This window comes from Frischella sp. Ac48 (assembly GCF_019641635.1).
Taxonomy (GTDB): Bacteria; Pseudomonadota; Gammaproteobacteria; order Enterobacterales; family Orbaceae; genus Frischella; species Frischella japonica.
In genome coordinates this window covers 340656-366036 of record NZ_JAETXP010000001.1, presented here as the reverse complement: position 1 = coordinate 366036, position 25381 = coordinate 340656, and the positions used below count along the sequence as shown (strand labels likewise).

General features: G+C 34.6%; 28 protein-coding genes and 1 other RNA gene. 16 read left to right on the top strand and 13 right to left on the bottom strand.

Annotation, left to right across the window (positions count from 1 at the left end; all coding sequences use genetic code 11):
• Positions 1–110 precede the first annotated feature (110 nt).
• Together modF and uvrB are read left to right on the top strand one after the other, a co-directional pair.
• On the top strand, positions 111–1568 hold the full coding sequence (gene modF / locus JMI89_RS01710) for a molybdate ABC transporter ATP-binding protein ModF (RefSeq protein ID WP_187754898.1): 1458 nt from the start codon (positions 111–113) through the stop codon (positions 1566–1568).
• Between the two features lie 417 nt (positions 1569–1985).
• Positions 1986–3989, top strand: a complete 2004-nt coding sequence (uvrB, locus tag JMI89_RS01705) for an excinuclease ABC subunit UvrB (protein ID WP_187754899.1) — start codon at positions 1986–1988, stop codon at positions 3987–3989.
• 67 nt (positions 3990–4056) lie between these two features.
• Here uvrB and rdgB read toward each other — a convergent pair whose 3' ends face one another.
• The 3 genes from rdgB to dsbB form a co-directional block, all read right to left on the bottom strand.
• Positions 4057–4659 carry an RdgB/HAM1 family non-canonical purine NTP pyrophosphatase gene (gene rdgB / locus JMI89_RS01700; protein WP_220679160.1) on the bottom strand — a complete coding sequence of 201 codons (603 nt, stop codon included), beginning with the start codon at positions 4657–4659 and terminating at the stop codon, positions 4057–4059.
• A 21-nt stretch (positions 4660–4680) separates the two neighbouring features.
• Entirely contained in the window at positions 4681–5337 is a 657-nt protein-coding gene (rluA, locus tag JMI89_RS01695) for a bifunctional tRNA pseudouridine(32) synthase/23S rRNA pseudouridine(746) synthase RluA (RefSeq protein ID WP_220679159.1), read from the bottom strand.
• Positions 5338–5399: 62 nt separating this feature from the next.
• Positions 5400–5939, bottom strand: a complete 540-nt coding sequence (gene dsbB / locus JMI89_RS01690; protein WP_187754901.1) for a disulfide bond formation protein DsbB — start codon at positions 5937–5939, stop codon at positions 5400–5402.
• A gap of 139 nt (positions 5940–6078) precedes the next feature.
• On the opposite strand from dsbB, the gene rluC reads away from it, so the two are divergent.
• Both rluC and JMI89_RS01680 read left to right on the top strand, forming a co-directional pair.
• A complete protein-coding gene (rluC, locus tag JMI89_RS01685; protein WP_187754902.1) occupies positions 6079–7056 on the top strand; it encodes a 23S rRNA pseudouridine(955/2504/2580) synthase RluC in 978 nt (325 codons plus the stop codon).
• A gap of 57 nt (positions 7057–7113) precedes the next feature.
• A complete protein-coding gene (locus JMI89_RS01680; protein ID WP_187754903.1) occupies positions 7114–7764 on the top strand; it encodes a histidine phosphatase family protein in 651 nt (216 codons plus the stop codon).
• Between the two features lie 68 nt (positions 7765–7832).
• Here JMI89_RS01680 and JMI89_RS01675 read toward each other — a convergent pair whose 3' ends face one another.
• Positions 7833–8546 (bottom strand): DUF554 domain-containing protein, encoded by a 714-nt coding sequence (locus tag JMI89_RS01675; protein WP_187754904.1) that lies wholly within the window; start codon positions 8544–8546, stop codon positions 7833–7835.
• A gap of 21 nt (positions 8547–8567) precedes the next feature.
• Complete coding sequence (locus tag JMI89_RS01670; RefSeq protein WP_220679158.1) at positions 8568–10019, bottom strand: M48 family metalloprotease; 1452 nt, start codon at positions 10017–10019, stop codon at positions 8568–8570.
• A 242-nt stretch (positions 10020–10261) separates the two neighbouring features.
• On the opposite strand from JMI89_RS01670, the gene folE reads away from it, so the two are divergent.
• The 6 genes from folE to ispH all read left to right on the top strand — a co-directional run bounded on the left by folE (position 10262) and on the right by ispH (position 17022).
• On the top strand, positions 10262–10921 hold the full coding sequence (gene folE, locus JMI89_RS01665) for a GTP cyclohydrolase I FolE (protein ID WP_187754906.1): 660 nt from the start codon (positions 10262–10264) through the stop codon (positions 10919–10921).
• Between the two features lie 21 nt (positions 10922–10942).
• Complete coding sequence (locus JMI89_RS01660; RefSeq protein ID WP_220679156.1) at positions 10943–11446, top strand: hypothetical protein; 504 nt, start codon at positions 10943–10945, stop codon at positions 11444–11446.
• A 164-nt stretch (positions 11447–11610) separates the two neighbouring features.
• Positions 11611–12549, top strand: coding sequence for a bifunctional riboflavin kinase/FAD synthetase (gene ribF, locus JMI89_RS01655; protein WP_220679155.1), 939 nt, complete (start codon positions 11611–11613; stop codon positions 12547–12549).
• A gap of 158 nt (positions 12550–12707) precedes the next feature.
• The gene (gene ileS, locus JMI89_RS01650) at positions 12708–15515 is read left to right on the top strand and encodes an isoleucine--tRNA ligase (RefSeq protein WP_220679154.1); all 2808 of its coding nucleotides are present in this window, start codon (positions 12708–12710) and stop codon (positions 15513–15515) included.
• A 66-nt stretch (positions 15516–15581) separates the two neighbouring features.
• A complete protein-coding gene (gene lspA, locus JMI89_RS01645; RefSeq protein ID WP_187754910.1) occupies positions 15582–16094 on the top strand; it encodes a signal peptidase II in 513 nt (170 codons plus the stop codon).
• Positions 16075–17022 carry a 4-hydroxy-3-methylbut-2-enyl diphosphate reductase gene (gene ispH, locus JMI89_RS01640; protein WP_220679153.1) on the top strand — a complete coding sequence of 316 codons (948 nt, stop codon included), beginning with the start codon at positions 16075–16077 and terminating at the stop codon, positions 17020–17022. Before lspA ends, ispH begins: the two co-directional genes overlap by 20 nt.
• Here the strand turns inward: ispH and JMI89_RS01635 are convergent.
• The 3 genes from JMI89_RS01635 to JMI89_RS01625 form a co-directional block, all read right to left on the bottom strand.
• Complete coding sequence (locus JMI89_RS01635; protein ID WP_220679152.1) at positions 17019–17273, bottom strand: YfhL family 4Fe-4S dicluster ferredoxin; 255 nt, start codon at positions 17271–17273, stop codon at positions 17019–17021. The genes ispH and JMI89_RS01635 overlap by 4 nt on opposite strands.
• A 444-nt stretch (positions 17274–17717) precedes the next feature.
• Positions 17718–17939 carry a hypothetical protein gene (locus tag JMI89_RS01630; RefSeq protein WP_220679151.1) on the bottom strand — a complete coding sequence of 74 codons (222 nt, stop codon included), beginning with the start codon at positions 17937–17939 and terminating at the stop codon, positions 17718–17720.
• A gap of 123 nt (positions 17940–18062) precedes the next feature.
• On the bottom strand, positions 18063–18638 hold the full coding sequence (locus JMI89_RS01625) for a hypothetical protein (protein ID WP_220679150.1): 576 nt from the start codon (positions 18636–18638) through the stop codon (positions 18063–18065).
• A 495-nt stretch (positions 18639–19133) separates the two neighbouring features.
• On the opposite strand from JMI89_RS01625, the gene JMI89_RS11995 reads away from it, so the two are divergent.
• The gene (locus JMI89_RS11995; RefSeq protein WP_220679194.1) at positions 19134–19352 is read left to right on the top strand and encodes a helix-turn-helix domain-containing protein; all 219 of its coding nucleotides are present in this window, start codon (positions 19134–19136) and stop codon (positions 19350–19352) included.
• An 898-nt stretch (positions 19353–20250) separates the two neighbouring features.
• The gene (locus JMI89_RS01615) at positions 20251–21039 is read left to right on the top strand and encodes a hypothetical protein (RefSeq protein ID WP_220679149.1); all 789 of its coding nucleotides are present in this window, start codon (positions 20251–20253) and stop codon (positions 21037–21039) included.
• 71 nt (positions 21040–21110) lie between these two features.
• On the opposite strand, the gene JMI89_RS01610 is transcribed toward JMI89_RS01615, so the two are convergent.
• From JMI89_RS01610 to JMI89_RS01590, 5 genes are read right to left on the bottom strand one after another with little or no spacing between them, the layout of a single operon-like run.
• A complete protein-coding gene (locus JMI89_RS01610; protein ID WP_220679148.1) occupies positions 21111–21509 on the bottom strand; it encodes an EamA family transporter in 399 nt (132 codons plus the stop codon).
• Positions 21509–21865: an EamA family transporter gene (locus JMI89_RS01605; RefSeq protein ID WP_220679147.1), complete on the bottom strand. Its 357-nt coding sequence runs from the start codon at positions 21863–21865 to the stop codon at positions 21509–21511. Before JMI89_RS01605 ends, JMI89_RS01610 begins: the two co-directional genes overlap by 1 nt.
• 13 nt (positions 21866–21878) lie before the next feature.
• Positions 21879–22364 (bottom strand): zinc uptake transcriptional repressor Zur, encoded by a 486-nt coding sequence (gene zur, locus JMI89_RS01600; RefSeq protein ID WP_187754915.1) that lies wholly within the window; start codon positions 22362–22364, stop codon positions 21879–21881.
• Positions 22348–22626: an RnfH family protein gene (locus tag JMI89_RS01595; protein WP_187754916.1), complete on the bottom strand. Its 279-nt coding sequence runs from the start codon at positions 22624–22626 to the stop codon at positions 22348–22350. Before JMI89_RS01595 ends, zur begins: the two co-directional genes overlap by 17 nt.
• 3 nt (positions 22627–22629) lie before the next feature.
• On the bottom strand, positions 22630–23067 hold the full coding sequence (locus JMI89_RS01590) for a type II toxin-antitoxin system RatA family toxin (protein WP_220679146.1): 438 nt from the start codon (positions 23065–23067) through the stop codon (positions 22630–22632).
• A gap of 72 nt (positions 23068–23139) precedes the next feature.
• Between JMI89_RS01590 and smpB the strand changes: the two genes are divergently transcribed.
• The 4 genes from smpB (at position 23140) to ssrA (ending at position 25191) form a co-directional block, all read left to right on the top strand.
• A complete protein-coding gene (gene smpB / locus JMI89_RS01585; RefSeq protein WP_220679145.1) occupies positions 23140–23622 on the top strand; it encodes an SsrA-binding protein SmpB in 483 nt (160 codons plus the stop codon).
• Between the two features lie 280 nt (positions 23623–23902).
• Positions 23903–24337, top strand: coding sequence for an META domain-containing protein (locus tag JMI89_RS01580; protein ID WP_187754919.1), 435 nt, complete (start codon positions 23903–23905; stop codon positions 24335–24337).
• 73 nt (positions 24338–24410) lie between these two features.
• Positions 24411–24779, top strand: coding sequence for a DUF488 domain-containing protein (locus tag JMI89_RS01575; protein WP_220679144.1), 369 nt, complete (start codon positions 24411–24413; stop codon positions 24777–24779).
• A gap of 48 nt (positions 24780–24827) precedes the next feature.
• Positions 24828–25191, top strand: a transfer-messenger RNA (tmRNA) gene (gene ssrA, locus JMI89_RS01570).
• The last annotated feature ends 190 nt before the right edge of the window (positions 25192–25381 follow it).

The following is a 25381-nucleotide window of genomic DNA, read 5'->3' as shown; positions in this document are numbered from 1 at the left end:
AATATCCATCTTTTAACACCTACTTGATAGTATATTTGTGTATTATAAGGTCGGATAAAGTGTAAAATGTTAAGTCATTTTAGAGAAGATCTCTGCCAAGGAACTTAATAATGATAAAGATCAATAATGCCATTTATAAAATTAATGATTATAAAACGTTTTCTATTCCGCAATTAGAGATAAATCGTGGAGAAAGTTGGGCGTTTGTTGGTAGTAATGGCAGTGGTAAATCAACATTAGTGCGAGCCTTAGCTGATGAACAAACTTTACTTACCGGTGAAGTAGTCAAGCAATTTAGCCGTATTGAGCATATTTCATTTGAACAATTACAAAAGTTGGTCGAACAACAATGGCACCGTAATAATACTGATATGCTTAGTGCTGATGAGGATGATACTGGTTTAACGACAGCGCAGATAATTCAAGAAAATATCCGTGATCCGGCGTTATGTTTGAAATTAGCACAACAATTTGGTATTGGTCATCTGCTCGACCGGCGGTTTAAATATCTTTCAACCGGTGAAACGCGCAAAACCTTGCTTTGTCGGATTTTAATGGCTGAGCCCGAGTTATTAGTATTAGATGAACCATTTGATGGATTAGATATGCAATCTCGTTCACTGTTTGCTAATTTATTAGCTCAGTTGTCTCAACAATCAATCAGTATAGTGCTAGTACTTAATCGCTTTAATGATATTCCTAATTTTGTAACCCATGTTGGTGTGTTGGCTGAATGTCAATTAGTAAAAACCGGATTACGGCAAACGATGTTGCAAACTGAAGTAGTAAAAAGCTTAACAAACATTGAATTATTAAGTTGTGAGCATTTACCTGAACCTGATGTTCCTCCAACCGTTTTAGCTGATGATTTACCTCGGATTATCTTGAACAATTGTCTTGTGTATTATAATGATCAAACGATTATTAATGGTTTAACTTGGCAAGTCAATGCTAATGAACATTGGCAAATTGTTGGGCCAAATGGTGCAGGTAAATCCACATTACTAAGCTTGATTACAGGTGATCATCCGCAAGGTTATAGTAATGATTTGACGTTATTTGGTCGACGTCGCGGTAGTGGTGAAACGATCTGGGATATAAAAAAACATATTGGTTATGTTAGCAGTAGCTTGCATATGGATTACCGGGTCAGTTCAAGTGTGAAAAATGTCCTACTTTCCGGTTATTTTGATTCGATAGGAATTTATAGTGCTATTAGTGATAAGCAGCAACAATTAGCAGATAAATGGTTGGCATTACTTAATTTAACACAACAGGCTAATCAACCGTTCCGATCTTTATCGTGGGGTCAACAACGCTTAGTGTTAATTGCTCGAGCATTAGTTAAACATCCAACATTATTAATTTTGGATGAGCCCTTACAAGGACTCGATCAATTAAATCGTGAATGGGTTAAACGTTGGATTGATCGATTGATCCATAAGGGACATAGTCAATTATTATTCGTATCACATCATATTGAAGATGCACCAAATTGTATAACTAATCGCTTAACTTTCGTGCAAACGGATCGTAATAATTTTCAATATCGATTTGAACAATTATAGTGCATTCGGTATTCACTATTGATCTTAATGAAATAAATAGATAAAAAATTTAATTAAATTAAATGGTTACATTGAATTTATTTGGATCTTTTTTGTCAAAAGTCTTGAAAATAAAGTGTTTGACCCAATTTATAATTTTATCCCCTTTACCTGTGGATAACTCTGTGAACAGTTTATTGATAAATGCGCTAACCTATAGAAATTGTTAGCTTTGCGTTAATTTGTTTAGAATCTAGACATAAAATAAAAAATACTTATAAATCAATTAGTTACAATAAATCAAGAGGTTCATTACAGCTTTGTAATACTTGTTTTTCAGATTTTTAACACAGATATATATAAATTAAAAAGGTCAAGTCCTTTTGGGGATAATTTTTTATTAATAGGTTTTATTGATAGTAAGTTAAGGTAAACGATATGCGAAATTTTAAATTGTGTTCTGATTTTAAACCGGCCGGTGATCAACCAGAAGCAATTAAGCGATTAAATCAGAATTTAGAAGACGGAATTGCTCATCAAACATTACTGGGCGTAACCGGTTCGGGAAAAACGTTCACTATGGCTAATGTTATTGCGACGCATAATCGACCTACGGTAATTTTGGCACCAAATAAAACGTTAGCAGCACAATTATATGGTGAAATGAAAGCTTTCTTTCCAGAGAATGCGGTGGAATATTTTGTCTCTTATTATGATTATTATCAGCCAGAGTCCTATGTACCAACCACCGATACTTTTATTGAAAAAGATGCGTCGATCAATGAGCATATTGAACAAATGCGTTTGTCAGCAACACGATCATTACTAGAAAGACGTGATGTGGTGATCGTTGCTTCTGTGTCGGCGATTTATGGTTTAGGCGCACCAGAAACCTATATGGCGATGATCTTACATCTTTCAAAGGGAACAATAACCGATCAACGGGCGATCTTAAATCGATTGGCAGATATGCAATATAAACGTAATGATACTGGTTTTAGTCGTGGTACATTTCGGGTCCGTGGTGATGTGATTGATATTTTCCCTGCGGATTCCGATACGTTAGCCGTGCGGGTTGAGTTGTTTGATGATGAGGTAGAAAGGATAGCTTTATTTGATCCTTTGACGGGAAGTATTGTTAACGAACTACCGCGTATTACAGTACATCCCAAAACCCATTATGCTACCCCACGCAACATTTTAGATAATGCAGTAGCAGAGATAAAACAAGAGTTAACGGATCGACAAAAGATCTTATTAGCGGAAAATCGTTTACTTGAGGAGCAACGTTTAACTCAGCGCACATTATTTGATATTGAGATGATGACAGAATTGGGTTATTGTTCAGGAATTGAAAACTATTCACGTTATTTAGCTCAACGTAGAGCTGGGGAACCCCCGGCGACACTCTTTGATTATTTACCAGCCGATGGTTTATTATTTATAGATGAATCACATGTGGGAATTCCGCAATTAGGTGCTATGTATAATGGTGATCGTTCTCGTAAATTAACTTTAGTCGAATATGGCTTTCGATTACCGTCGGCGTTAGATAATCGGCCGTTAAAATTTACTGAGTTTGAGAAGATCATGCCTCAAACGATTTATGTTTCAGCTACACCAGGAAAATATGAATTAGAAAAATCGGGTAGTGAAGTGATCGATCAAGTCGTGCGTCCGACAGGGTTACTTGATCCGATTATAGAAGTACGTCCTGTTGCCACTCAGGTTGATGATCTCTTATCAGAAATTAAACAGCGGATGGCAAAACATGAGCGAGTATTAGTTACTACATTAACTAAGAAAATGGCAGAGAATTTAACGGATTATCTGTCAGAACATGGCGTTAAAGTAAAATATTTACATTCTGATATTAATACCGTCGAGCGTATGGAAATCATTCGTGATTTGCGGTTAGGTGAAATTGATGTCTTAGTTGGGATTAACTTGTTGCGTGAAGGATTAGATATTCCAGAAGTATCGTTAGTCGCAATATTAGATGCTGATCGGGAGGGATTTTTACGTTCAACTAGCTCATTGATCCAGACAGTTGGTCGTGCTGCACGTAATCAACATGGTAAAGCTATTCTTTATGCTGATAAAATTACACCAGCGATGGAAAAAACAATGGAAGAAACCTCACGTCGCCGCCAAAAACAGCAAGATTTTAATACCCAACATGGTATTACACCGACATCAGTAAAAAAAGAGATTTTTGATGTATTAGAAGCTGGCTTAAGTACTAAAAAATCGACCAGCAAGATTCAAGCGTTTGAACCAGGTAAAAATTATGATTATATATCTGCGAAAGATGTTCAAGCTCGCATTAGTGAATTAGAGGCGATGATGTATGAAGCGGCTAAAAACTTAGAATTTGAACGGGCAGGGGTACTACGCGATGAAATCAAACAGCTGAGAAGTAGTTTTATTTCATTGTCTTAATAGTGATATTAATTATAATGATGAAGAGGGCGGCGTTATGCCGCCGAATTTTTGACATAAATGTTTGTTAAGCAAACGATGTTATGTTTAATTGTGTCAATAGTTGTTGTAACGCTTGGCCGCGATGTGAAATATGACTTTTCTGTTCACGAGATATTTCGGCAGCTGAGCAACCTAATTCTGGCACATAAAATACCGGATCATAACCAAATCCACCTTGACCTTGTTCGCTACGTAAAATTTTACCTACCCACTTACCTAAGCAGATTATTGGTGTTGGGTCGTTAGCGTGGCGCATAAACACTAAAGCACAATAAAAGTAGGCATTGCGCTTTTCATCAGGTACATCTTTTAAAGCATCGAGTAATTTTTCAATATTCTGTTTATCGTTACCATGCTCGCCAGCATAACGTGCAGAATAAATGCCAGGGGCGCCTCCTAATGCGTCAACTGCTAACCCAGAATCATCAGCAATTGCTGGTAGTCCAGTAAGTTTTGCCGTATGGCGAGCTTTGATAATCGCATTTTCGACAAAGCTGAGTCCAGTTTCATCAGCATCAGGGACATTGAATTCACTTTGTGCGATGACATCGAAGCCTGAATCGACTAAAAGATTATGTAATTCTTTTACCTTACCTTGGTTATTTGTACCCAGTACGATTTTTTTCATCAAATATTTCCTAGTTAATCGTTAAAATTCAGGTTCGCAGCTAAAGGTCATGCTTTCCCCTGTTTTGGGATGATTAATCATTAACATTTGTGCATGCAATAGTAAACGTTGTGCCATAGCAAAGGCTTGAGGGGTAGCATAAAATTTATCCCCTAAAATGGGATGACCAATCGCTTGCATATGAACACGTAATTGGTGCGAACGTCCGGTATAAGGTAATAATTCTACCCGTGTCGTATTATCTTCATGACGACTCAGCACATGATAATGGGTTAAAGCTTTTTTACCATTTTCATAATCGACCATTTGCCGAGGGCGATTTGGCCAGTCACAAATTAATGGAATATTAATTTCACCGCTATCATGCTCGATATGTCCCCAAACTTTAGCAATATAACGTTTTTTCGGAGTGCGTTCCCGAAATTGTTTTTTAATTTCGCGATCGGCTAATTTTGACAACGCTGCAACCATAATCCCACTTGTTGCCATATCTAAGCGGTGTACAGATTCGACATAACCAAATTTTTGTTGCAATCGATAGATAATACTATCCTGAAATTGCGGTTTATTACCGGAAACCGAGAGGATTCCTGGTTGCTTATTTACTACGACAATATGGTTATCCTGATACAAAATGGTTAACCACGGATTTGTGGGTGGGAAATATTCCAATAACATGACTTATCACTTATTTACAAAATCATCCACTATAATCGATAATTTAACAATTTACTATTTGTTTAATTTTTCCAGATAGTATTAGTGTTTGGTGGACTCACCATTTGAGATAACATAACCAGCGTACCAATTATTAGATAACAGCAAAAAATAATCATCATCCATTGTGACATTTCTAGCGTTAAGAATGACCAAACCTTTTTGCTACAGGGTTGGTCTGTGGCTTTAAATATTATTGGCAACCATTCATCAAGCGGTAAAAATTTAGGATAACGCACACCTAATGAGCAGCTATCTGAGATACGTGGTGCAAATTGTAAACGAGCTTGTAAGTATGCCAGATCGAAACCTTTATATGCACTGAAAAGCCATCCTAATATTGCAACGTTACGAAAGAATAAATTTTTACTACCTATAAAACCAACTATGCCAGAAAATAGAATACCAATCAGAGCAATTCGTTGATAAATACATAACGAACAAGGTTCAAGATAAAGAGTAATTTGGAAATATACTGCCACAGCTTGGAGAATAACCACTGAAAAAACTAATAAATACCAAGCAACTTTACCTTTAGAATATTGGTTAAGTAAATAAAACATACTCTTCTATTTCCTCGTTATTCGGTTATAATTAAACTCTATTATAAGTAAGATTATACTTATTAAGTTCTATAAATAAGCTAGTTTAGTTTATTTTGGAACAAAGTAAATTATTATCTCGATGGAATTATAAGAAATTATGGCCTTGACAGAACCAATCTCTCAATTAAAAGTGCAATTCGTTATCATTTCAGATGAAAATGAAGGTCAACGTATTGATAACTTTCTTATTACTTATTTAAAAGGTGTACCTAAGAGTTTGATTTATCGTATTTTACGCAAAGGTGAAGTGCGTGTAAATAAAAAACGTGTTAAGCCTGAATATAAATTAAAAGTTGCTGATCAATTGCGCATACCTCCTATACGAACGGCAGAAAAAACGCAAGTAAATTTTTCACCGAAATTACAAAAAATTGCTAATTTAGAGAAGGCCATTTTGTATGAAGATGATGCATTATTAGTTATCAATAAACCATCAGGAATTGCGGTACATGGTGGTAGTGGCTTGAGTTTTGGAGTGATTGAAGCATTTCGTACACTGCGCCCATATGCAAAATTCTTAGAACTGGTTCATCGTATTGACCGTGAAACATCAGGAGTATTGATGATTGCTAAAAAGCGTTCAGCTTTAAAAGCCTTACATGAACAATTACGAGCTAAACAAATGCAAAAAGATTACTTAGCTTTAATTAAAGGGGATTGGCCTTCAGAATGTAAAGTGGTACAAGCACCATTACTGAAGAATTTGTTAAAAAGCGGTGAACGGATAGTTAAGGTGAATCAAGAAGGTAAACCTGCTGAAACTCGGTTCAAAGTCGAAGAACGATTTGGTTTTGCCACGTTAATAAAAGCTAGCCCGGTAACGGGACGTACACATCAAATTCGTGTGCATACCCAGTATACCGGCCATCCTATTGCATTTGATAATCGTTATGGTGATCAAGCTTTTGATTACCAGTTGAACCAAACCGATTTAAATCGATTATTTTTGCATGCAAGTCACGTACGATTTATTCATCCTAAAACGCTAGAAGTCATGCAATTGAGTGCACCATTAGATGATACTTTACAACAATGTTTGACTTTTTTACGGGCGCATAAAAGTTCATTTAAATAGTTAAAATTCCTATCTCAATCAATAAGCCATATAACAGGACATTTAAGAGACACAAAAATGAAAAATTTGAATTTATATTTAGTTCGACATGGACAAACTCAATGGAATATTGCTGACAGAATGCAAGGTTCATGTAACTCCCCTTTGACTGAGAATGGGGTTTTAGGGGCTAAAATAACTGGAAAATATTTGAAAGATACACCGTTTATTGCTGCTTATTCTAGTCCTTTGCCTCGGGCGATAGATACCCGTGATTATATTTTAGCTGAGAATCTTGTTGACACGCCAACTAATACCTTAGCCGGTTTAAGTGAAATGGATTTTGGCAGTTGGGAAGGGCAACACGTGCCAGAATTATCAAAATTAGCGGAGTTTCAGCAGTATTTATCTGATCCTGAGCATTATCAAGGTCTAAGTAATCAGGGTGAAAAATATTTAGATGTATTAAATCGTATGCAACAAAGTTTAGATGAAATTGTTAAGCATGCGCCACAAGATAATGGTAATATTTTAGTTGTATCACATGCTACAGCATTACGTATTTTGCTATGTGTTTTAAACGGTGGCGATTGGCGTAAGCATCGGGATGACCAGCATTTTCCACGTATTTTGAATACCAGCATTAGTTTAGTCAATTATCAAGGTGATGGCGAGAAAGGTCGATATCATGTTAAATATTATAATGATGTGACCCATATGGCAGGTTGAATTTAATGTTTTAGTAATAAATAAAAGGTGCTGTTTTATATTGCACCTTTTTGTATTGTTGCATTTATTTAAATAAAATCTAACCATATTGCTGATATTGGCATGACAATAATAAGCGCAAATAGCATATTGGCAACTGGAAATAGTTTAATATTACAGATTCTAAAACCGGTCGCTAACATGATGATTCCGCCACAGGCTGAAAAATCAGCAAACATTGAATCTGAGATAAGTGGTTGAATGACGCTAGCTAATAAGAAGAGAGCTGCTTGAATTAAAAATTGTGGAATTGCGATCAGTGATACCGCATAACCTAATGTAATTGCAAAAATGATAGCCGTGAAAAAATCAAGAAACGCCTTAGCAATTAATAAAGAGGGATCGGCGGAAATACCTTCAGTTAATGCGCCAAAAATCCCCATACCACTTGCGCAAAATAATACCACTAAAGCAACATATTTTTCGATAAAATCTTCATGCGAAGTAATAAGCGGTTGCTTAGCATTTGGTTTATCAAAAAACAGTCGTAACTTCAAAGATAATTTTTCAATACCGCGCTCCAACTGTAATAGTTCGCCAATCAATGAACCTATTAATAAAGCTAATACCACGGCAGGTATGGTGTGTATTTTGGTGATTAATGCCACTCCAATGCCAATTGCCGCACAACCGAAAGTCATTGGTAAGGCTTCGCGCACTCGAGCAGGAATGGTTTTGCCAACAGAGGCACCAATTAAACCGCCAACTATAATAGCGGCGCCGTTAATAATAGGTCCAATCATGGTAGTTTACTCAAAAATAGTTTAGTGTTGATAATTAGCATAACGTTTTTGTAATTGCTGTAATTCACTGATGCGAGCATCAATTCGGGCATTGCTCATAGCATTGCCTTGAGTGATATTTTTGGCATTTTGTAATAACCGTATAGCTTGGTCAAATTGACCTTGTAATGCTAAAATTTCTGCTCTGGCTGACATCTCTTGTGCACGCTGTCGTTGCCCTCTGTAAGCAAGTTCAAGTAATTCCCAGCCAACAATATCGTCAGCGTTTTTTAGGGTATAACGATGTAATAAGCTAATTGCTTTAGTATTTTGCTTAGCTGCAATATAACTGTTGGCAAGATTAATCTGTAATGACTTATTATTCGGATAAGTTTTCAACGCTTTTGTAATGCGTTCAATAGCTACAAAGCTATTATTTGATTCTAAATCAATGTCCGTCATGAGATCAACAAACCATGGATTATTGGGTTCACTATTGAGTAATGGTTGTAGTTTATTTTTAGCGCTCGTCAATTTAGCCATTTTTAAATCCCATAAAGCATCGGCATATATGAGTGCAATTTGAGTTTGTGGATTATTTCGTTTTTGATAATCTTGGATAAGTAATTGCATGGCATTTTTGTTATTACCTAATAAAATGACTAGGCGCGCTTTGGCTAAATAATAGTTTAATGAAGATGCAACGGATTTGGGTGCAAATTGATTTGAGCGATTGCGAATATCAGATAGTCGACTATCTGGTAATGGGTGGGTTAATAACATTTCAGGGGGTTTGGACATAAAACGCGTTTCATCGGCCAATTTCTGTAAAAAATCAGCCGATGCATGAGGATCAAAACCTGCACGCGTCAATGTTCTAATACCAACGCGATCTGCTTCTTGTTCATTGCTTTGAGTGAAACTAATTTGACTTTGTGCTGATCCTGCCATTGTTCCCGTGATGGCAGCCATTCCTGCGTCAGGATTAGCTAATGCTAACAAAATCGCTCCTAAAGTTGCTCCCCATATATAAGGGCTATTTTGACTGCGCGCTTCCATTGCTCTGGCTAAATGTCGCTGTGTAACATGACCAATTTCATGTGCCATTACTGATGCTAATTCACTTTCGGTATCGGTATCTATAATCAACTTTGAATGAATAACTACATTGCCACCAAAGTAGGCAAATGCATTAAGAACATTACTTTTCATTACATAAAAATGAAATGGTGTTTGTACCGAATCCGCTTTAGCAACTAATTTATTACCTAATGAATTAATATATTCATTAATCATTGGATCCTCGATAATAGGTGTGCTAGCCTGTAACATACGAGTGTAATAATCGCCCATTTCAATTTCTTGACCAATGCTTAAGGTAGCAACAGCTGCAGTACCAATATCAGGTAGATTAATATTATTGCTCGCAGCCAAAGAAATGGTTGATTGCAACGCTATCAAACCAGATAAAACGAGAGTGGAAATTTTCTTCATAGCAGAGATCTCTAGGTAATATTGGTGTTAATTTTATACGAAAAATTGTCAAATGGCGATCAGACTGTAATCAATAGTTGTTGTTTGCTATATGTCATTAAGGAATAATTTTATCCCATAATTTCATTCTAATGTTCATGTAAATAGTGTTATAAAATCTAGAAAATTAGCGAACAGCATTTTGCAACTTTTCCGTGTATCGGTATATAATAGTGCAAATCTTCGTTCAATTTGGTAATTTTATGTGTGAATTAAGTGTTGAAGCACAAAAAGTCAAGGCTGCTTTAGCAATGAGAAATCTTGAAACACCAATGTGTAGTAATGAAATGGCGAACAGTGAGCGTAAAGCGAAGATAGAAAGCCATTTTCGTGCAATTATGAATTTGATGCAATTAAATTTGTCAGATGATAGTTTGCAAGAAACCCCACATCGTGTTGCAAAGATGTATGTTGATGAAATTTTTTCTGGACTTGATTATCACAATTTCCCTAAGATCACGTTAATTGCCAATAAAATGCAAGTTGATGAAATGATTACTGTGAGGGATATAACCTTAACCAGTGTTTGTGAGCATCATTTTGTTACCATCGATGGTAAAGCAACAGTGTCTTATATACCGAAAGATAAAGTGATTGGTTTATCTAAGATTAATCGTATCGTCGAATTTTTTTCGCAACGCCCACAGGTTCAGGAAAGACTGACACAACAAATTTTAGTGGCATTACAAACTTTATTGGGAACTGTCAATGTGGCAGTGTCAATCGACGCTACTCATTATTGTGTAAAAGCACGAGGTATTAAAGATTCAAATAGTATAACAACGACTACAGCGCTTGGTGGCGGTTTTAAAACCAACCCTAGTACTCGGCAAGAGTTTTTACGTGCTCTAAATCATAACTAAAAATAAAGATCAGGAAATATGATGCGCTATTTAATCTCGATTTTGTTAGCATTGTTAATCACAGCGTGTTCTGCTAACGATAATGATTATGATAATTTTATTGGTTTTTGGGTGGAAGGAACACCACAGTTTAGAAGCGTTGCAACTAGAGCCAATATTGTCGAAATTAATAAGCAGGGTGATTCTTTTTTTATTAATGAAAATTATGTATATGGTGATGGTAATACTATTCCTATGAAAAAATTAACTGAGTCACAGGATTTAATTAACGGACTAAGTTATAATTCAGAAATGTTACTTGGCATATCTAATCGAGTGAAATTTCATGATGATGAAGGTTATTCATCAATTGGTATATTTAACACTGTTTTTTATCGAATTTCAAAAGAAGAAGCAGAACAAATTAAAAATGCGGTTGAAGAGTGTGATGAGATAGAAAGAAACAGATTTTTTATTCCAAAAGAACAAAATGAAAAATATAGACAACGAGCAAAAGAGCTACCTTATTGTAGAATTTTTTGGTAATAATAGAGATATATGTAAATTTTGTCATTCTTAATTCAAAAAACACCAGCATTTTTATTGATTAAAAATCAAGACTAAACACTATAAAGCTTGTTTTATGTTGTGTGCATCTTTGCCAAAGATTGGTATAATCTTTGGCTACTTGGGTTTAATAACACATATTCATGAAAATCATTCGCGGTTTCGCTAATTTAAATAATCAATTTACGCAGTGTGTATTGACATTGGGCAATTTTGATGGCTTACATTTAGGGCACCAACAGTTAATTAATCAACTAGTAACACAAGGTAAAAAATTAAATTTACCAACGGTAGTTATGCTATTTGAACCTCAGCCATTAGAATTTTTCGGTTCTGATAAAGCACCGCCACGCTTAACCTCTTTTCGTGAAAAATATTTATTGCTGCAATCATTTAATATTGATTATCTTTTAGTAATTCCGTTTAATCAACATTTTGCCAATATGGGGGCGGTCGAATTTATTGAACAAGGAATAATTAGACAGTTGAATGCCAAGTATGTGATCGTGGGTGATGATTTTTGTTTTGGGATACATCGACAAGGTAATGTTGCGTTATTGCAAGACTATGCCGAAAAAGCATTTTTTGAGTTGGTATGTATGTCAACTTATATTATTGATCAGCTACGTGTTAGTAGCACTGCAGTGCGTAAGGCATTAGCTAATGATGATTTTAATTTGGCCTCACGATTACTCGGTCGCCCTTATGTTATTCAAGGTTATGTCGTGCATGGTAATCAATTAGCCAGACAATTAGGTTTTCCCACGGCAAATATTTGGTTAAATCGCAGAAAACCGGCTGTACATGGGGTTTATTTTGTTAAGATTAGCGATCATTATTCGCGGCAGCAATATTATGGCATTGCTAATATCGGTATTCGACCTACGGTTAATGGCACAATAGCAATACTTGAAGTGAATATTTTTGATTTTAGTGGAAATATTTATGGTCATTGCTTAGCTATTGAGTTTATCGAAAAGATTCGTAACGAGTTTAAATTTGACTCTCTAACAGCATTACAAAGACAAATTGCACAAGATATTTGCATCGCTAAACAGATTCAGGCAAAATTTATGCAATAATTTTGTTAGACAGTATATGATGCCTTTGGGGCATACTTTTGATCACTTAAAATGTGATCAAAGCAGATATTAATCGTAAACAGTGTTCCAATGGGCAACAACCATTTTAACCTAGTTTAATTTATTCATTCAGTCATAATAATTTGGAATTAAATAACATGACAGACTATAAAAATACATTGAATTTACCGGAAACCGGCTTCCCAATGCGCGGTGATCTGGCTAAACGTGAACCGGCGATGTTGCAAAATTGGTACGATAAGGCACTCTACCGTAAAATTCGCCAAGTAAAAAAAGGTAAAAAAGCCTTTATTTTGCATGATGGTCCTCCTTACGCAAACGGTAAACTTCATATAGGTCATGCAGTTAATAAAATTATTAAAGATATCATTATCAAATCAAAGACCTTAACTGGTTATGATTCGCCTTTTATTCCAGGTTGGGATTGCCATGGATTACCGATTGAACAAAAAGTAGAAGAACAAGTTGGTAAACCAGGTGAGAAGGTAACTGCTGCCGAATTTCGCAATATTTGCCGTGAGTATGCTGCATCGCAAGTTGCCATTCAAAAAGCCGATTTTATTCGTATGGGGGTTATTGGTGAGTGGGATAATCCGTATTTAACCATGAACTATGACACTGAGGCCAATATTATTCGCGCATTGGGTAGAGTTGTGGCGAACGGTCATGTAGTAAAAGGGGCTAAACCTGTATATTGGTGTACTGATTGTATGTCATCTTTGGCTGAAGCTGAAGTTGAGTATTATGATAAATCTTCACCTGCAATAGATGTTAAATTCAAGGCAGTGGATAATCAAGCTGTGGCAAGCAAATTTGATATTCAAACCAATTTACCGATTTATGCTGTGATTTGGACAACTACGCCTTGGACATTACCCGCTAGCCGCGGTATTGCATTAAATGCTGAAGTTGAATACCAATTAGTTGAAGTCAATGGTCAAGAATGTTTAATTTTGGCCGCAGATTTAGTAACGGCTGTAATGCAAAGAGCTGCGATCAGCGACTGGAAAATTTTAGCGAGCTGTAAAGGTAATGCATTAGAATTACTACGTTTCAAACATCCATTCCTTGATTTTGACGAACCTGCTATTCTTGGTGATCACGTTACGGTTGATGCGGGTACCGGCGCAGTGCATACAGCGCCAGGTCATGGTGTAGAAGATTTCATCGTTGGTCAAAAATACGGTCTTGAAGTGGCCAATCCGGTTGGAGGCAATGGATGTTATTTACCGGGTACCGGGGCTGGTTTAGATGGTTTATTTGTATTTAAAGCCAATAAAGTGGTTATTGAAATTCTTCAACAACATCAAGCATTATTGCATTTTGAGAATATCGAACATAGCTATCCATGCTGTTGGCGTCATAAAACCCCAATCATTTTCCGAGCTACTCCACAATGGTTTATCAGCATGGACAAACAAGGTTTACGGCAACAATCATTAGGGGAAATTAAACAAGTACGTTGGATTCCTGATTGGGGACAAGCACGTATTGAGTCAATGGTGGCAAATCGACCAGATTGGTGTATTTCTCGTCAGCGTACCTGGGGGGTTCCGATGACATTATTCGTTCATAAAGTAACGGATGAATTACACCCTGATACGTTGTCATTAATTGAAAAAGTTGCCGAATTAGTTGAAAAAGATGGTATTCAAGCATGGTGGGATGCCGATATTAAAGATCTGTTAGGCCCAGATGCCGATGATTATCGCAAAATTCCTGATACATTAGATGTGTGGTTTGATTCAGGATCTACATTCTTTTCAGTGGTTAATGTTCGTCCAGAATTTAATGGTAATGCGCCGGATTTGTATTTGGAAGGTTCCGATCAACATCGAGGTTGGTTTATGTCATCATTGATGTTGTCAACAGCAATAGATAAGAAAGCACCTTATAAGCAAGTTCTTACTCATGGATTTGTTGTCGATGGTCAGGGGCGCAAGATGTCTAAATCATTAGGCAATATTGTCACACCTCAAGAAGTCATGGGTAAATTAGGGGCAGATATCTTACGATTATGGATTGCTTCGACCGATTATTCAGGTGAAATTGCTTATTCTGAAGAGATCATAAAACGTTCCGCTGATAGTTATCGACGTATACGTAATACGGCACGATTTTTACTTGCAAACCTTAATGGTTTTGATCCTAAGACGGATTTAGTTAATGCAGAAGATATGGTAGTATTAGATCGGTGGGCTGTGAGTGCGGCTAAAGAAGCACAAGCCGAAATTATTGAAGCCTATGAAAATTATGACTTCCATAAAGTGGTACAACGTATCATGCAGTTCTGTTCTATTGAGATGGGATCATTCTATTTAGATATCATTAAAGACCGTCAGTATACAGCCAAGAGTGATAGTGTAGCACGTCATAGTTGTCAAACAGCGTTGTATCATATTGCGCAAGCTCTAGTACGTTGGATTGCCCCAGTATTATCTTTCACGGCTGACGAAATTTGGCAGTATTTACCTGGTGATAATGCAAATGAATTTGTTTTTGCCGACGAATGGTATTCAGGTTTATTCTCACTTGCAGACAGTGAAAAGATGAATAGCCAATATTGGAATCAAATTCTTAATATTCGTAGTGAAGTTAATAAGGTGTTAGAACAAGGACGTAATGATAAAGTAATTGGTGGATCATTGGAAGCTGCTGTAACATTGTATGCTAATGATCAACTGTTTTCCGCACTCGAATCGTTACAAAATGAATTACGTTTTGTTTTATTGACTTCACAAGCACAGGTTAAACCATTAACTGAGGCTCCAGCCAATAGTTTAGCAACGGAAATTGACGGTTTAAAAATTGTTTTGACAAAAGCTGAAGGGGATAAATGTCCACGTTGTTGGCATTATACCGTTAATAACGATCCGGTGACGCATTTATGTCAACGTTGTGATATTAATATTCACGGTATTGGTGAAGTTCGTAAATTTGCTTAAGTGTTAATTGAATTATTGTTATTCAGGCAAGGTTGACCTTGCCTTTTTTATTCAGAGAGATAGGGTATGAATCAAAATCAAAAAAATGCATCTGGTTTAGCTTGGCTATTATTATCCCTTGTTATATTTATCATAGATATATCGAGTAAATTTTTGATTCATAATAATTTTCGACTTTATGAGTCAATCAATGTATTGCCTTTCTTTTCTATTACATATGCGCAAAATATTGGTGCGGCATTTAGTATTCTTGAAGGGCAACGAACATTTTTAGCAGCAATTGCTATTATAATAAGTAGTTATATTACTTATGTATTATATAAAAATGGTAATCATAAAAAATCAGAGAGTTTTGCGCTAGCTTTAATTTTAGGTGGTGCTATAGGTAACTTATTTGATCGCCTATATCATGGCTTTGTGATTGATTTTCTCGATGTTAGTTTTGGGTCATGGCATTATCCAACTTTCAATTTTGCTGATTGTGCGATTTGCCTAGGTATAGCGATATATATTTTTATCACTGTCCGCTTTAAAAATCGTGATAAATCAGGAGATAATGATGAAAGTCATTCTTGCTAACCCTCGTGGTTTTTGTGCAGGAGTTCATCGTGCAATCAGTATCGTTGAACAAGCAATAGCTTTATTTGGTAAACCAATCTATGTAAGACATGAAGTGGTTCATAATCGTTATGTTGTTAATCGGTTAAAAGAGTTGGGTGCGATTTTTATTGAAGATCTCAAAGATGTGCCTGAGCAATCTATATTGATTTTTTCTGCTCATGGTGTCTCTAAAGCAATTCAGGCAGAAGCTAAACAGCGCGGATTGAAAGTTTTTGATGCTACTTGTCCGTTAGTTACCAAAGTCCATATGGAAGTTGCAAGAGCGAGTCATCGTGGAGAAGAGGTGATTCTAATCGGTCATGCTGGACATATAGAAGTTGAAGGTACTATGGGGCAGTATAGTAATAGTGAAGGTGGAATCTATCTTATTGAATCGGTTGATGATGTCAACTCGCTAAATGTTAAAAATGAAGGATTTCTCTGCTTTACAACTCAAACGACATTGTCAGTCGATGATACGGCTGAAATTATTGCCGCACTATATCGCCGTTTTCCTGCGATACGTGGTCCGCGTAAAAATGATATCTGTTATGCAACAACTAATCGGCAAATGGTAGTGCATGAATTAGCTCAGCAGGCGGATATTGTATTAGTTGTTGGCTCAAAGAATTCATCAAACTCTAATCGATTAGCTGAACTAGCTAGTCGTGAAGGTAAGTCCGCTTATCTAATTGACTTTAGTTCGGATATTAAAACAGAATGGTTTGACAATGTAAAAGTAGTCGGTGTAACCGCAGGTGCTTCCGCACCTGAAGTGCTTGTTAATGATGTGATTGTTCATTTAAATCAATTAGGTTTTAACACATTAATTGAAATGAATGGTATTGTTGAAAATGTCGTCTTTGAAATTCCTAAAGAGCTACGTATCGCTGTAAAAGAATGTTAATTGCTTTTTTTTAATTGCTCAAATTTTTTCAGCAATTCTTCATGTGTTTCAATGTGTTGAGGATCAACAATAATCGCATGATTAATAGGGCAAACCCTTTGGCAAGTTGAGTGTGAATAATAACCAACACACTCAGTACATTTTGCCGGATCAATTTCATAGGTATCAAATCCCATGGAAATTGCATCATTTGGGCATTCTGGTTCGCACATATCACAATTTATGCATTTTGATGTAATTTTTAATGCCATATCAACAGCTTATCCATTTTAAATGGTAAAAACAAGTACTTATAATCATTTCATATTCCGCAGTATTACGAACTTATTGTATCTTTATACAGTATAAAATACAATGACAAACTCAATCTAGTAACGCAAAACAGCAACGTCCCCTCATTTTTTGCTATAGCAAAATTCCGCATGTGTAACACTGACCTAATTTACTTTATAAATAAAGGAATTGGTTATAGTTAACGCTGTAACACAAAAGGCAATAAACATTAGTAACGATGAATATTTGACCGCTTAAGGTAAGAGGGATTCATGTAAACCACTTTATACTAGCGCACACATGCGGATCTGCGTTGCTGCTGCCAAAACAATACCATTATACATTAATAAACCATGGCGCTCAAAACACGAAAAAGAAAATTATTTACGCATTGAATTTAATAAGTCAGGGGCGGTTACTTATTATGATGAATTTCCTAAACACATGTCGCTTAAAGGTAAAAAATTGTGTGAGTATCTAGGAATGACCTTGGACGTAGCTCGTTTTTTCTGATATTTTTCATGACCTTGATGCTGCACCATTTCTTCATTTAACGCCGTTTCAATCACCAGTTTATTCATAAAGCCCGTTAATTTGCCTAAATTTTCCTGAGTTTTTATGCCTTTGGCGAGCTCTGTGGCCATTTCTCGTAGTTTTTTTCGTGCATTTATATCTACCTATTTTTACTCATTAGAGTAGTTCAAAAATAGACAAATACACAAATTTATTTACAGGGTCGAAGATATTGAATTACCCTTAAAGCTCTGTTAATGAGCTTTAATTTTTATTATATTTGATTTTTCAGTATACACGGTGCAATTGTCTGGAATATCTTTATTTATGAAGGACATTGCACCAATTGTTACATTATTGCCGATTTTTAAATTATCTGAAACTATAGTTGTTGATGCTCCTATATTTACATTATCACCAATCACAAAAAAAGAATCTTTTAATTTACCTGTACTGCCAATTGTGGTATTTTGTCTAATTGTGAAATTTTTACCAATTTTTATATTGTCGTATAAAATTATTGAAGAATAATGACAAATAAGTAGTCCTTTATCAATAAATGTACGTTCAATACCGATTTCAACAGAGTACTCTTTAGTTAATCTTCTATTAATTTTATTTGCTAATTTTTTTTGTTTTTTGTTTCCATATTTGGACATTTCATTACATAATCTCCACCAAGCTATATATGTATTTTCCATTTTCCTTATTTTTTTAATTAATTTTATCCAACTGAATTCACTTTTTATAAACTCAATTTCCCAACATTCTTTCAAAAAATTCAAATTGTGCGTCATTAAAAACTTAATAATGTGAAAATATTTAATCATACAGTGTACCTTATTTTAAGTTTGCGCCAATATCTATCATTATATTAATAATTTTTTAACTTATCATTATTTAATGACAATTGTGAGTAGCTATAAAAAATAACAAATATGGAGATATAAAACGTTGAGTATTACTACCAGTGTATTTTTACCATTGATTATTACTAGGCAGCACTGCTAAATCATTCATTTGATTGTGAATCAAGTTGTTCTTTTATTCTCACAAATCATGAGTTGTTGGCGCGGTTTAATTTTCAATTAATTTTTTCATGATATATTAAAAAAGCCCTTTCGGGCTTGGTTAAATAGATCTGATAACTAGCGCTATAATCGTTGCGACAGCTCCGATTAAGCCTGTTAAGATGAAAACAGAATATCAAAACGAATCTTTGAATTCAATAACTAAGTGTGAATTATTAACTAAAATGATGGAGACAATAAAAGAAGTAAGTCATTTATAATAATTAATCTGTCGCCAAGCAAAGTTGTGATAGCATCAGAGAATATAAACAACGTAACCCTAAAGAAGTAAACCAGATTTGTTACCTAAAGAGTAAGGGTTTGATGAATAAAGTCATTGCTCAAATACTAGTAAGGCATATTTCAACGATTTATCGAGAACTAAAACATAACAAAGACTATTATGAATTTTACTACCACGTAAAGCCCATGGTTTCGCTTTGGCCAGACGAGAAACTAGTGGTTAGCGAGTAATCTGAATAGTTAATGGTTTGGAATATTGAACATAAGCTTTAAAAATAATGGAGCATAGAATGAATAAGTCATTTTATTGGTGTGAGCCATGAACATATTTACCAATATGTTTATTAAGATAAAAAATTGGAGGAAAGTTTTATCTTAATTTAGGGCACTTAGCAAAGATACGGCAAAAGAGAAGCGATACTTATCAGTGACGAGGATTGATAGCAAATGCGATGAATTATAGAGTGCTGCGACCTAAAATTGTAGACATCGGAAGGCTTTTGTATGATTTTAAAGCTGATACCATCATGATCGCTAATTATCAAATATATCAAAGACACTTGATTGTAAATACTGTTTTGTTGATTCCTATTTATCTTGGGATCGAGGAATAAATCGAAATACGAATGGAATAATCAGGAGTACTTTCCAAAAAATGGCATATTGATAATATTATGGATAAAGAGGTTTTGGTAGTGGCTCATCACTAAAATAATTGTCCAAGAATAAGGCTCAAGTATAAAACACCCTATGAAGCTTTTTTTAAACTGGATTCGCACTTAGCTGTTGAACTTAGGAAATTTCATATGATAACATTGCGCAAGAACTTGTATGCAGATATTAGGGATAGGGTAAACTAATCTTGTCTATTTATTGAATTAGAATAATTAATCCACTATTTTAGCAAAAGATGTGTTGTGGCAGAACAAAAATAGCAACACTACTCGATGGAAAACTTATCTTAGACGAAAAGGTTGTTAACCAAATTTAATCTGATAGTCTCCTATCAAATACGGGTAATTGTTAGATCAGGTGAGAACTATAACAAATAAATTAAGAAGTTTAGCTTATAAATTTTTTGCTAACATATTACAGTAATTATATCAATAAAATCATAAGAGAGCATGAGATGAAATTTAGTAAAAGTAGTGATGTTACTATAGTCTTAACAAGTTGCGGTAGATTCGATTTATTAAGTAAAACACTTTCATCATTAAATATATTCAATACTTACCCAATTAGAAAAATCATTCTTACAGAAGATTCTGGTAATAGTGATGTCGCTAAATTAATTCCTGAAGATTGGTTACCATTTACTGAGTTATTAGTAAATAAGGAAAAGTTAGGACAAATAAAATGTATAGATAAAGCTTATCAACTTGTTGATACAAAATATATTTTTCATTGTGAAGATGATTGGGAGTTTTATCGTTCAGATTTTATAGAAGAATCTAAATTAATTCTTGAAAAAAATGATAAAGTGATTCAAGTATGGCTAAGAGATTATAATGATGATATAAAAATAAATTATCCCTTTCATTATCCAGCTGAAAAATTTATATTAAATGATATATTTTATTATAAATTAGGTAGTAATAATGATAAATGGAAAGGTTTTAGTTTCAATCCTGGTTTAAGGAGAAAATCAGATTACGATACCATATCATGTTATTTTTGTGAAAATAAATCATCAGGCGAAACAGAAAGTTATTTAACCAATGTTTATTATCAAAAGGGTATGTATGCAGTATTTTTGGAAAAAAGTGCAGTTAAACATATTGGTTGGAGTCGTCATGTATTATCTCATGAAGAATTACAAAAATTAAAGTTGAAAAAAAGAAAAAAACTTAAATACTTAATTATTGGATTTGTTATAGGATTTTTAATTGGCTTATTCTTTACTTATTTACTTAAATAAGTGTATTAAAATTCAAACTAATGATATATCTATTTTTTTTGATGAAATTTGAAAAATCAGTTAATTATAAATCAACCTGATTTTTTGCTTTTATTTTTAGCCAGTTTTTTTTCGGCTAAGGCTAAAAAAAAGACGCCACAGAGAATAATAATAGCGCCTAAAATATGATTTAGCTTTGGTGGTTCGTTAAAAATATAATGTGAAACAAACATCACAGTAATAATTTGTAATCGTGATGCTGCAAAGGCTGGCCCTACTGGTACTTTTTTTAGAAGAATCATCCAGGTTAAAAATGCCCCGAGGTAACTAATGCAAGTCATATATATCCATTTATTGGTCAATATACGCATAACCCAAGCGAAAGAGTAATTTACAGGCTCAGCATAATTAGCGCTGAATTTAAAGCCAGTTTGTCCTAAGGTATCAAAAAAGAGTAAAAACAGAAAACCGATCGGATAGTATTTTTTCATTAACCAATTCCTACAATAATGACACCAGCAGTAATTAACCCCACTCCAAGTACCCGGAAAAAAGTAAGCTTTTCTTTGAATAAGATGTGACCAAAAATCATAATGGTAATGATGTTTGCTGAACCAAGTAAGATTGCTTGTGACAATGGTATATAACTGAGAAAGGCAATCCATAATAAAAATCCGATAGCATAAGATGTTATCCCAAGCCATAGCCAGCGATTAAACAGTAATATTCGCCAATAATCAAAATCAATCCGATGATGTGATGAAATAGCAGCATATTTAAAAGCAATTTGGCCAATCGTATCACAACATAAATTAGCTAGCCATAATAAGATAATTAATATTGTCATAAAAATTCAGTAGTTATTGTGTGATTAATTTGCATGTATGACATAAACCATGAATTTCTATTACACTATGTTTGATCTGAAATTGTTGTTGTTTGGCTAATGCTTTAAGTGTATCGGCTACTTGTTCACTGTTGCTTTCAGTGATTTGTTTGCAATTATCGCAAATGATTAGGATTGAAATGTGATCTAATTGATTGAAGTGTGGGCATATTACATAACTATTTGATGACTCAACTTTATGAATAAAATCCTGTTCTAATAAAAACTCAAGAACGCGATAAATAGTAGGTGGTTTAGCGTGCGGTTCTTCTATTTTTAGTAAGTCTAAAAGCTCATAAGCACTCATTGCTTTTTCAGATTTTAACATAATAGCTAACACAATTTTTCGTTGTGATGTAAGTTTGATATTCCGTTTTTTACAAACCGCTTCTATTCCATCAATAATTGATTGATGTTGTTGGGATAGTTCCATTTTTAATTCACTATATTTTACTGGCATTAGCTCGCTTACGCCTTATTTCTTTAGGATCATTAATTAATGGTCGATAAATCTCAATGCGATCACCATCATTTAATATATAGTTTAAATCAACCAGGTTACCATATATACCAATTTTATGATTTTCTAAAGTGATATGGCAAGTTTCCAGAATGTTAGATTCGGTAATTGCTTGTAAAACATTTGCTCCTTTAGTCATTTGACAATCAATTATTGTAGGACACTCAGGCAGAGCGTAGATAAGCTGGATATTAATCATCATCGTTCATTTTTTGCCATAAAGTTGTTTAGCACGATCGGTAAAAGCGACCACCATATTTTTCATAATCTCTTTAAAAACTGGGGTAAAAGTAACATCGAGTAATTTATTTTTAAATTCAAAAGTTAAATCAAACGTTATTTTACATTGTCCAACAGAAATTGGGGTAAAAGTCCAAGTTCCAACTAAATGTTTGAATGGTCCGTCAATTAAAGAAATCTCAATTCGATTTGGCGCATCGAGTCGATTTATGGTAGTGAATTTCTTTTTAAAACCCATTTTTTCAATTTCAATATAAGCGAGTATAAGATTGTTTTCACGTTGGAGAATACCCGTGTCAATACAGTCTGGAACAAATTGAGGATATGCATTAATATCATTAACTAATTCAAACATCTGCGCAGCAGAATAAGGTTCATTGATTTCTTGATAAACACGAGTCATAAATTTAAAAATATTAATTAGCTTTAAAAAGTTGTAGCATATAGTAGCATGTAAATTTATAATACGTATATTATGGCAAAGAAAAAATTTTATAAGCCGGGTTCGGCTACAATTGCACTAAATAAACGCGCTCGCCACGAATATTTCATTGAAGAAGAAATAGAAGCAGGGTTATCCTTACAAGGCTGGGAAGTAAAATCGCTACGAGCTGGTAAAGTAAATATTAGTGACAGTTATGTATTACTTAAAGAGGGTGAAGCATGGCTTTTTGGTGCAACAATAACGCCTTTGAGTGTTGCATCTAGTCATGTGGTTTGTGATCCTACTCGAACGCGTAAATTGTTATTAAATCAAAAAGAGTTAAGTTCTTTATTCGGTAGAATCAATCGCGAAGGATATACTGTGGTTGCTTTATCCTTATATTGGAAAAATGCGTGGGCTAAAATAAAAATTGGTGTTGCCAAAGGGAAAAAACAATTTGATAAGCGCGCTGATGAAAAAGATCGTGAGTGGCAGGTGAATAAAGCACGTATTATGAAGAATGCTAATCGTTAACGCTATTTTTATCCTTTTTTAATGACTTCTTGAACCAGAGTAACTGGCATCAGTTACTCATACATCTTATTCATCATCCCTATGATGAGTTATTTTGGTAAGTATCCTAATGTTTATAATTATAGAAAAACCTTCAATTATTTTAAATTATTGATAGTTAATAACATTATATCAAATAGATACAGATTATCCAATTTATGTTAAGTTATTAATATTGATTTAATTATTTGATTAAATTCAATATTTTAAATTTAATGGGTTAAATAATAAGGGGTATTAAATGAAAAAGTTAGCGACAATTTGTGCAGTATTAGGTACCACGGCACTATTATCGGCTTGTACTAGTAATAAAACCTATACGGACGATTTAGCGGGTCATCGTTTTGTATTAACGACTGCAACATCAAATGTATTAACCGTGACAGCTCCACCAGTAATTGAATTCTATCCACAAGCTCAAAGTGACAGACTTAAAGTGGTCGGAAAGATGTGTAATAACTTTAATGGTATCGCGACTTACCGTAATGGTATTTTACATGCTGATAACCTAGTTATGACGCGGGCAATTTGTAGTGAAACAGCTTTAAATATGTTAGATGCTGAAATCAGTAGAATGTTTATTCGTGGTATTAAGGTTGATAAACGAGGTGATCAATTAGTTTTAAGATCCGGTAATACCACTTTAATTTATACGCAAGAAGATATTAAACGCTAATATTTTTGGTACGAATAAAACCGCATTTAATTATAATTAAGATGCGGTTTTTTTATGACACAGTATTTATATAATGATGCATTCACAAATTAGATTACAACGCGTTTACGATCCAATCCCATTATCCAATATATATTGTTATCTAGTGGATCGATTATGGCCACGAGGTATTACCAAACAACGTTTACAAGGGATAATTTGGTTAAAAGATATTGCTCCAAGCCATGAGCTACGCCGCTGGTATCATGCCAATTCTGATCAATGGCAGCTTTTTTATCATAAATATTGGCAAGAGCTTGAAAAAAAACCAGTCGTATCGACATTAATTACATTATTAAAACGACGTAAAACGATCATGTTACTTTATAGCAGTCCAGATCATGAACATAATCATGCGATCATTTTACGTGACTTTTTGTTGAATAAATTAAATAATCAATAATTATCTAGTTTAAAACGCTAAAATTGAGTATAATGAGTTTACCATTTTGGGGCTGATTCTGGATTCGACGGGATTTGCGAAACCCAAGGTGCATGCCGAGGTGCGGTAGGCCTCGTAAATAAACCGCAAAAAATAGTCGCAAACGACGAAAACTACGCACTAGCAGCTTAATAACCTGTATAGAGCCTTCTCTCCCTAGCCTCCGCTCGTAGGACGGGGATCAAGAGGAGTCAAACCCAAACGAGATCGTGTGGAAGCCTTGCTTGGGGCGGAAGCATTAAACTTAATCAAGCTAGTCTATCGGTAGCGTGTTTGTCCGCAGCAGGTAGGCGAAATCTAAAGACAAACTACGCATGTAGTACCAAGGATGTAGAAATTTCGGACGGGGGTTCAACTCCCCCCAGCTCCACCAACTATCTTCTGTCATATTTTTAAATAGCAAATACATTGAATATAAATAAAAGATTTAAAGTTTTCTTTACTATCATTAATCCCCATTAAGATCTATTAATCGCAGATAACAATAAATGTAACCTAAGTTGAATTTTGAAAGAGCGGTCAAAAATTAATTTACAGTGATGAAAGCATCAAAATACAAGATC

Excerpts from the sequence above, each read along its gene's own strand:
- JMI89_RS01615 (WP_220679149.1), top strand. The coding sequence starts at position 20,251 with ATGAAATTTAGTAAAAGTAGTGATGTTACTATAGTCTTAACAAGTTGC.
- JMI89_RS01580 (WP_187754919.1), top strand. The coding sequence starts at position 23,903 with ATGAAAAAGTTAGCGACAATTTGTGCAGTATTAGGTACCACGGCACTA.
- lspA (WP_187754910.1), top strand. The coding sequence starts at position 15,582 with ATGAATCAAAATCAAAAAAATGCATCTGGTTTAGCTTGGCTATTATTA.
- ileS (WP_220679154.1), top strand. The coding sequence starts at position 12,708 with ATGACAGACTATAAAAATACATTGAATTTACCGGAAACCGGCTTCCCA.
- JMI89_RS01680 (WP_187754903.1), top strand. The coding sequence starts at position 7,114 with ATGAAAAATTTGAATTTATATTTAGTTCGACATGGACAAACTCAATGG.
- rluC (WP_187754902.1), top strand. The coding sequence starts at position 6,079 with ATGGCCTTGACAGAACCAATCTCTCAATTAAAAGTGCAATTCGTTATC.
- rluA (WP_220679159.1), bottom strand. The coding sequence starts at position 5,337 with ATGTTATTGGAATATTTCCCACCCACAAATCCGTGGTTAACCATTTTG.
- ispH (WP_220679153.1), top strand. The coding sequence starts at position 16,075 with ATGAAAGTCATTCTTGCTAACCCTCGTGGTTTTTGTGCAGGAGTTCAT.
- JMI89_RS01660 (WP_220679156.1), top strand. The coding sequence starts at position 10,943 with ATGCGCTATTTAATCTCGATTTTGTTAGCATTGTTAATCACAGCGTGT.
- dsbB (WP_187754901.1), bottom strand. The coding sequence starts at position 5,939 with ATGTTTTATTTACTTAACCAATATTCTAAAGGTAAAGTTGCTTGGTAT.
- JMI89_RS01630 (WP_220679151.1), bottom strand. The coding sequence starts at position 17,939 with ATGGCCACAGAGCTCGCCAAAGGCATAAAAACTCAGGAAAATTTAGGC.
- uvrB (WP_187754899.1), top strand. The coding sequence starts at position 1,986 with ATGCGAAATTTTAAATTGTGTTCTGATTTTAAACCGGCCGGTGATCAA.
- JMI89_RS01595 (WP_187754916.1), bottom strand. The coding sequence starts at position 22,626 with ATGATGATTAATATCCAGCTTATCTACGCTCTGCCTGAGTGTCCTACA.
- zur (WP_187754915.1), bottom strand. The coding sequence starts at position 22,364 with ATGCCAGTAAAATATAGTGAATTAAAAATGGAACTATCCCAACAACAT.
- ribF (WP_220679155.1), top strand. The coding sequence starts at position 11,611 with ATGAAAATCATTCGCGGTTTCGCTAATTTAAATAATCAATTTACGCAG.
- smpB (WP_220679145.1), top strand. The coding sequence starts at position 23,140 with ATGGCAAAGAAAAAATTTTATAAGCCGGGTTCGGCTACAATTGCACTA.
- rdgB (WP_220679160.1), bottom strand. The coding sequence starts at position 4,659 with ATGAAAAAAATCGTACTGGGTACAAATAACCAAGGTAAGGTAAAAGAA.
- JMI89_RS01610 (WP_220679148.1), bottom strand. The coding sequence starts at position 21,509 with ATGAAAAAATACTATCCGATCGGTTTTCTGTTTTTACTCTTTTTTGAT.
- folE (WP_187754906.1), top strand. The coding sequence starts at position 10,262 with ATGTGTGAATTAAGTGTTGAAGCACAAAAAGTCAAGGCTGCTTTAGCA.
- JMI89_RS01625 (WP_220679150.1), bottom strand. The coding sequence starts at position 18,638 with ATGATTAAATATTTTCACATTATTAAGTTTTTAATGACGCACAATTTG.
- JMI89_RS01605 (WP_220679147.1), bottom strand. The coding sequence starts at position 21,865 with ATGACAATATTAATTATCTTATTATGGCTAGCTAATTTATGTTGTGAT.
- JMI89_RS01575 (WP_220679144.1), top strand. The coding sequence starts at position 24,411 with ATGATGCATTCACAAATTAGATTACAACGCGTTTACGATCCAATCCCA.
- JMI89_RS01635 (WP_220679152.1), bottom strand. The coding sequence starts at position 17,273 with ATGGCATTAAAAATTACATCAAAATGCATAAATTGTGATATGTGCGAA.
- JMI89_RS01590 (WP_220679146.1), bottom strand. The coding sequence starts at position 23,067 with ATGACTCGTGTTTATCAAGAAATCAATGAACCTTATTCTGCTGCGCAG.
- JMI89_RS01670 (WP_220679158.1), bottom strand. The coding sequence starts at position 10,019 with ATGAAGAAAATTTCCACTCTCGTTTTATCTGGTTTGATAGCGTTGCAA.
- JMI89_RS01675 (WP_187754904.1), bottom strand. The coding sequence starts at position 8,546 with ATGATTGGACCTATTATTAACGGCGCCGCTATTATAGTTGGCGGTTTA.
- modF (WP_187754898.1), top strand. The coding sequence starts at position 111 with ATGATAAAGATCAATAATGCCATTTATAAAATTAATGATTATAAAACG.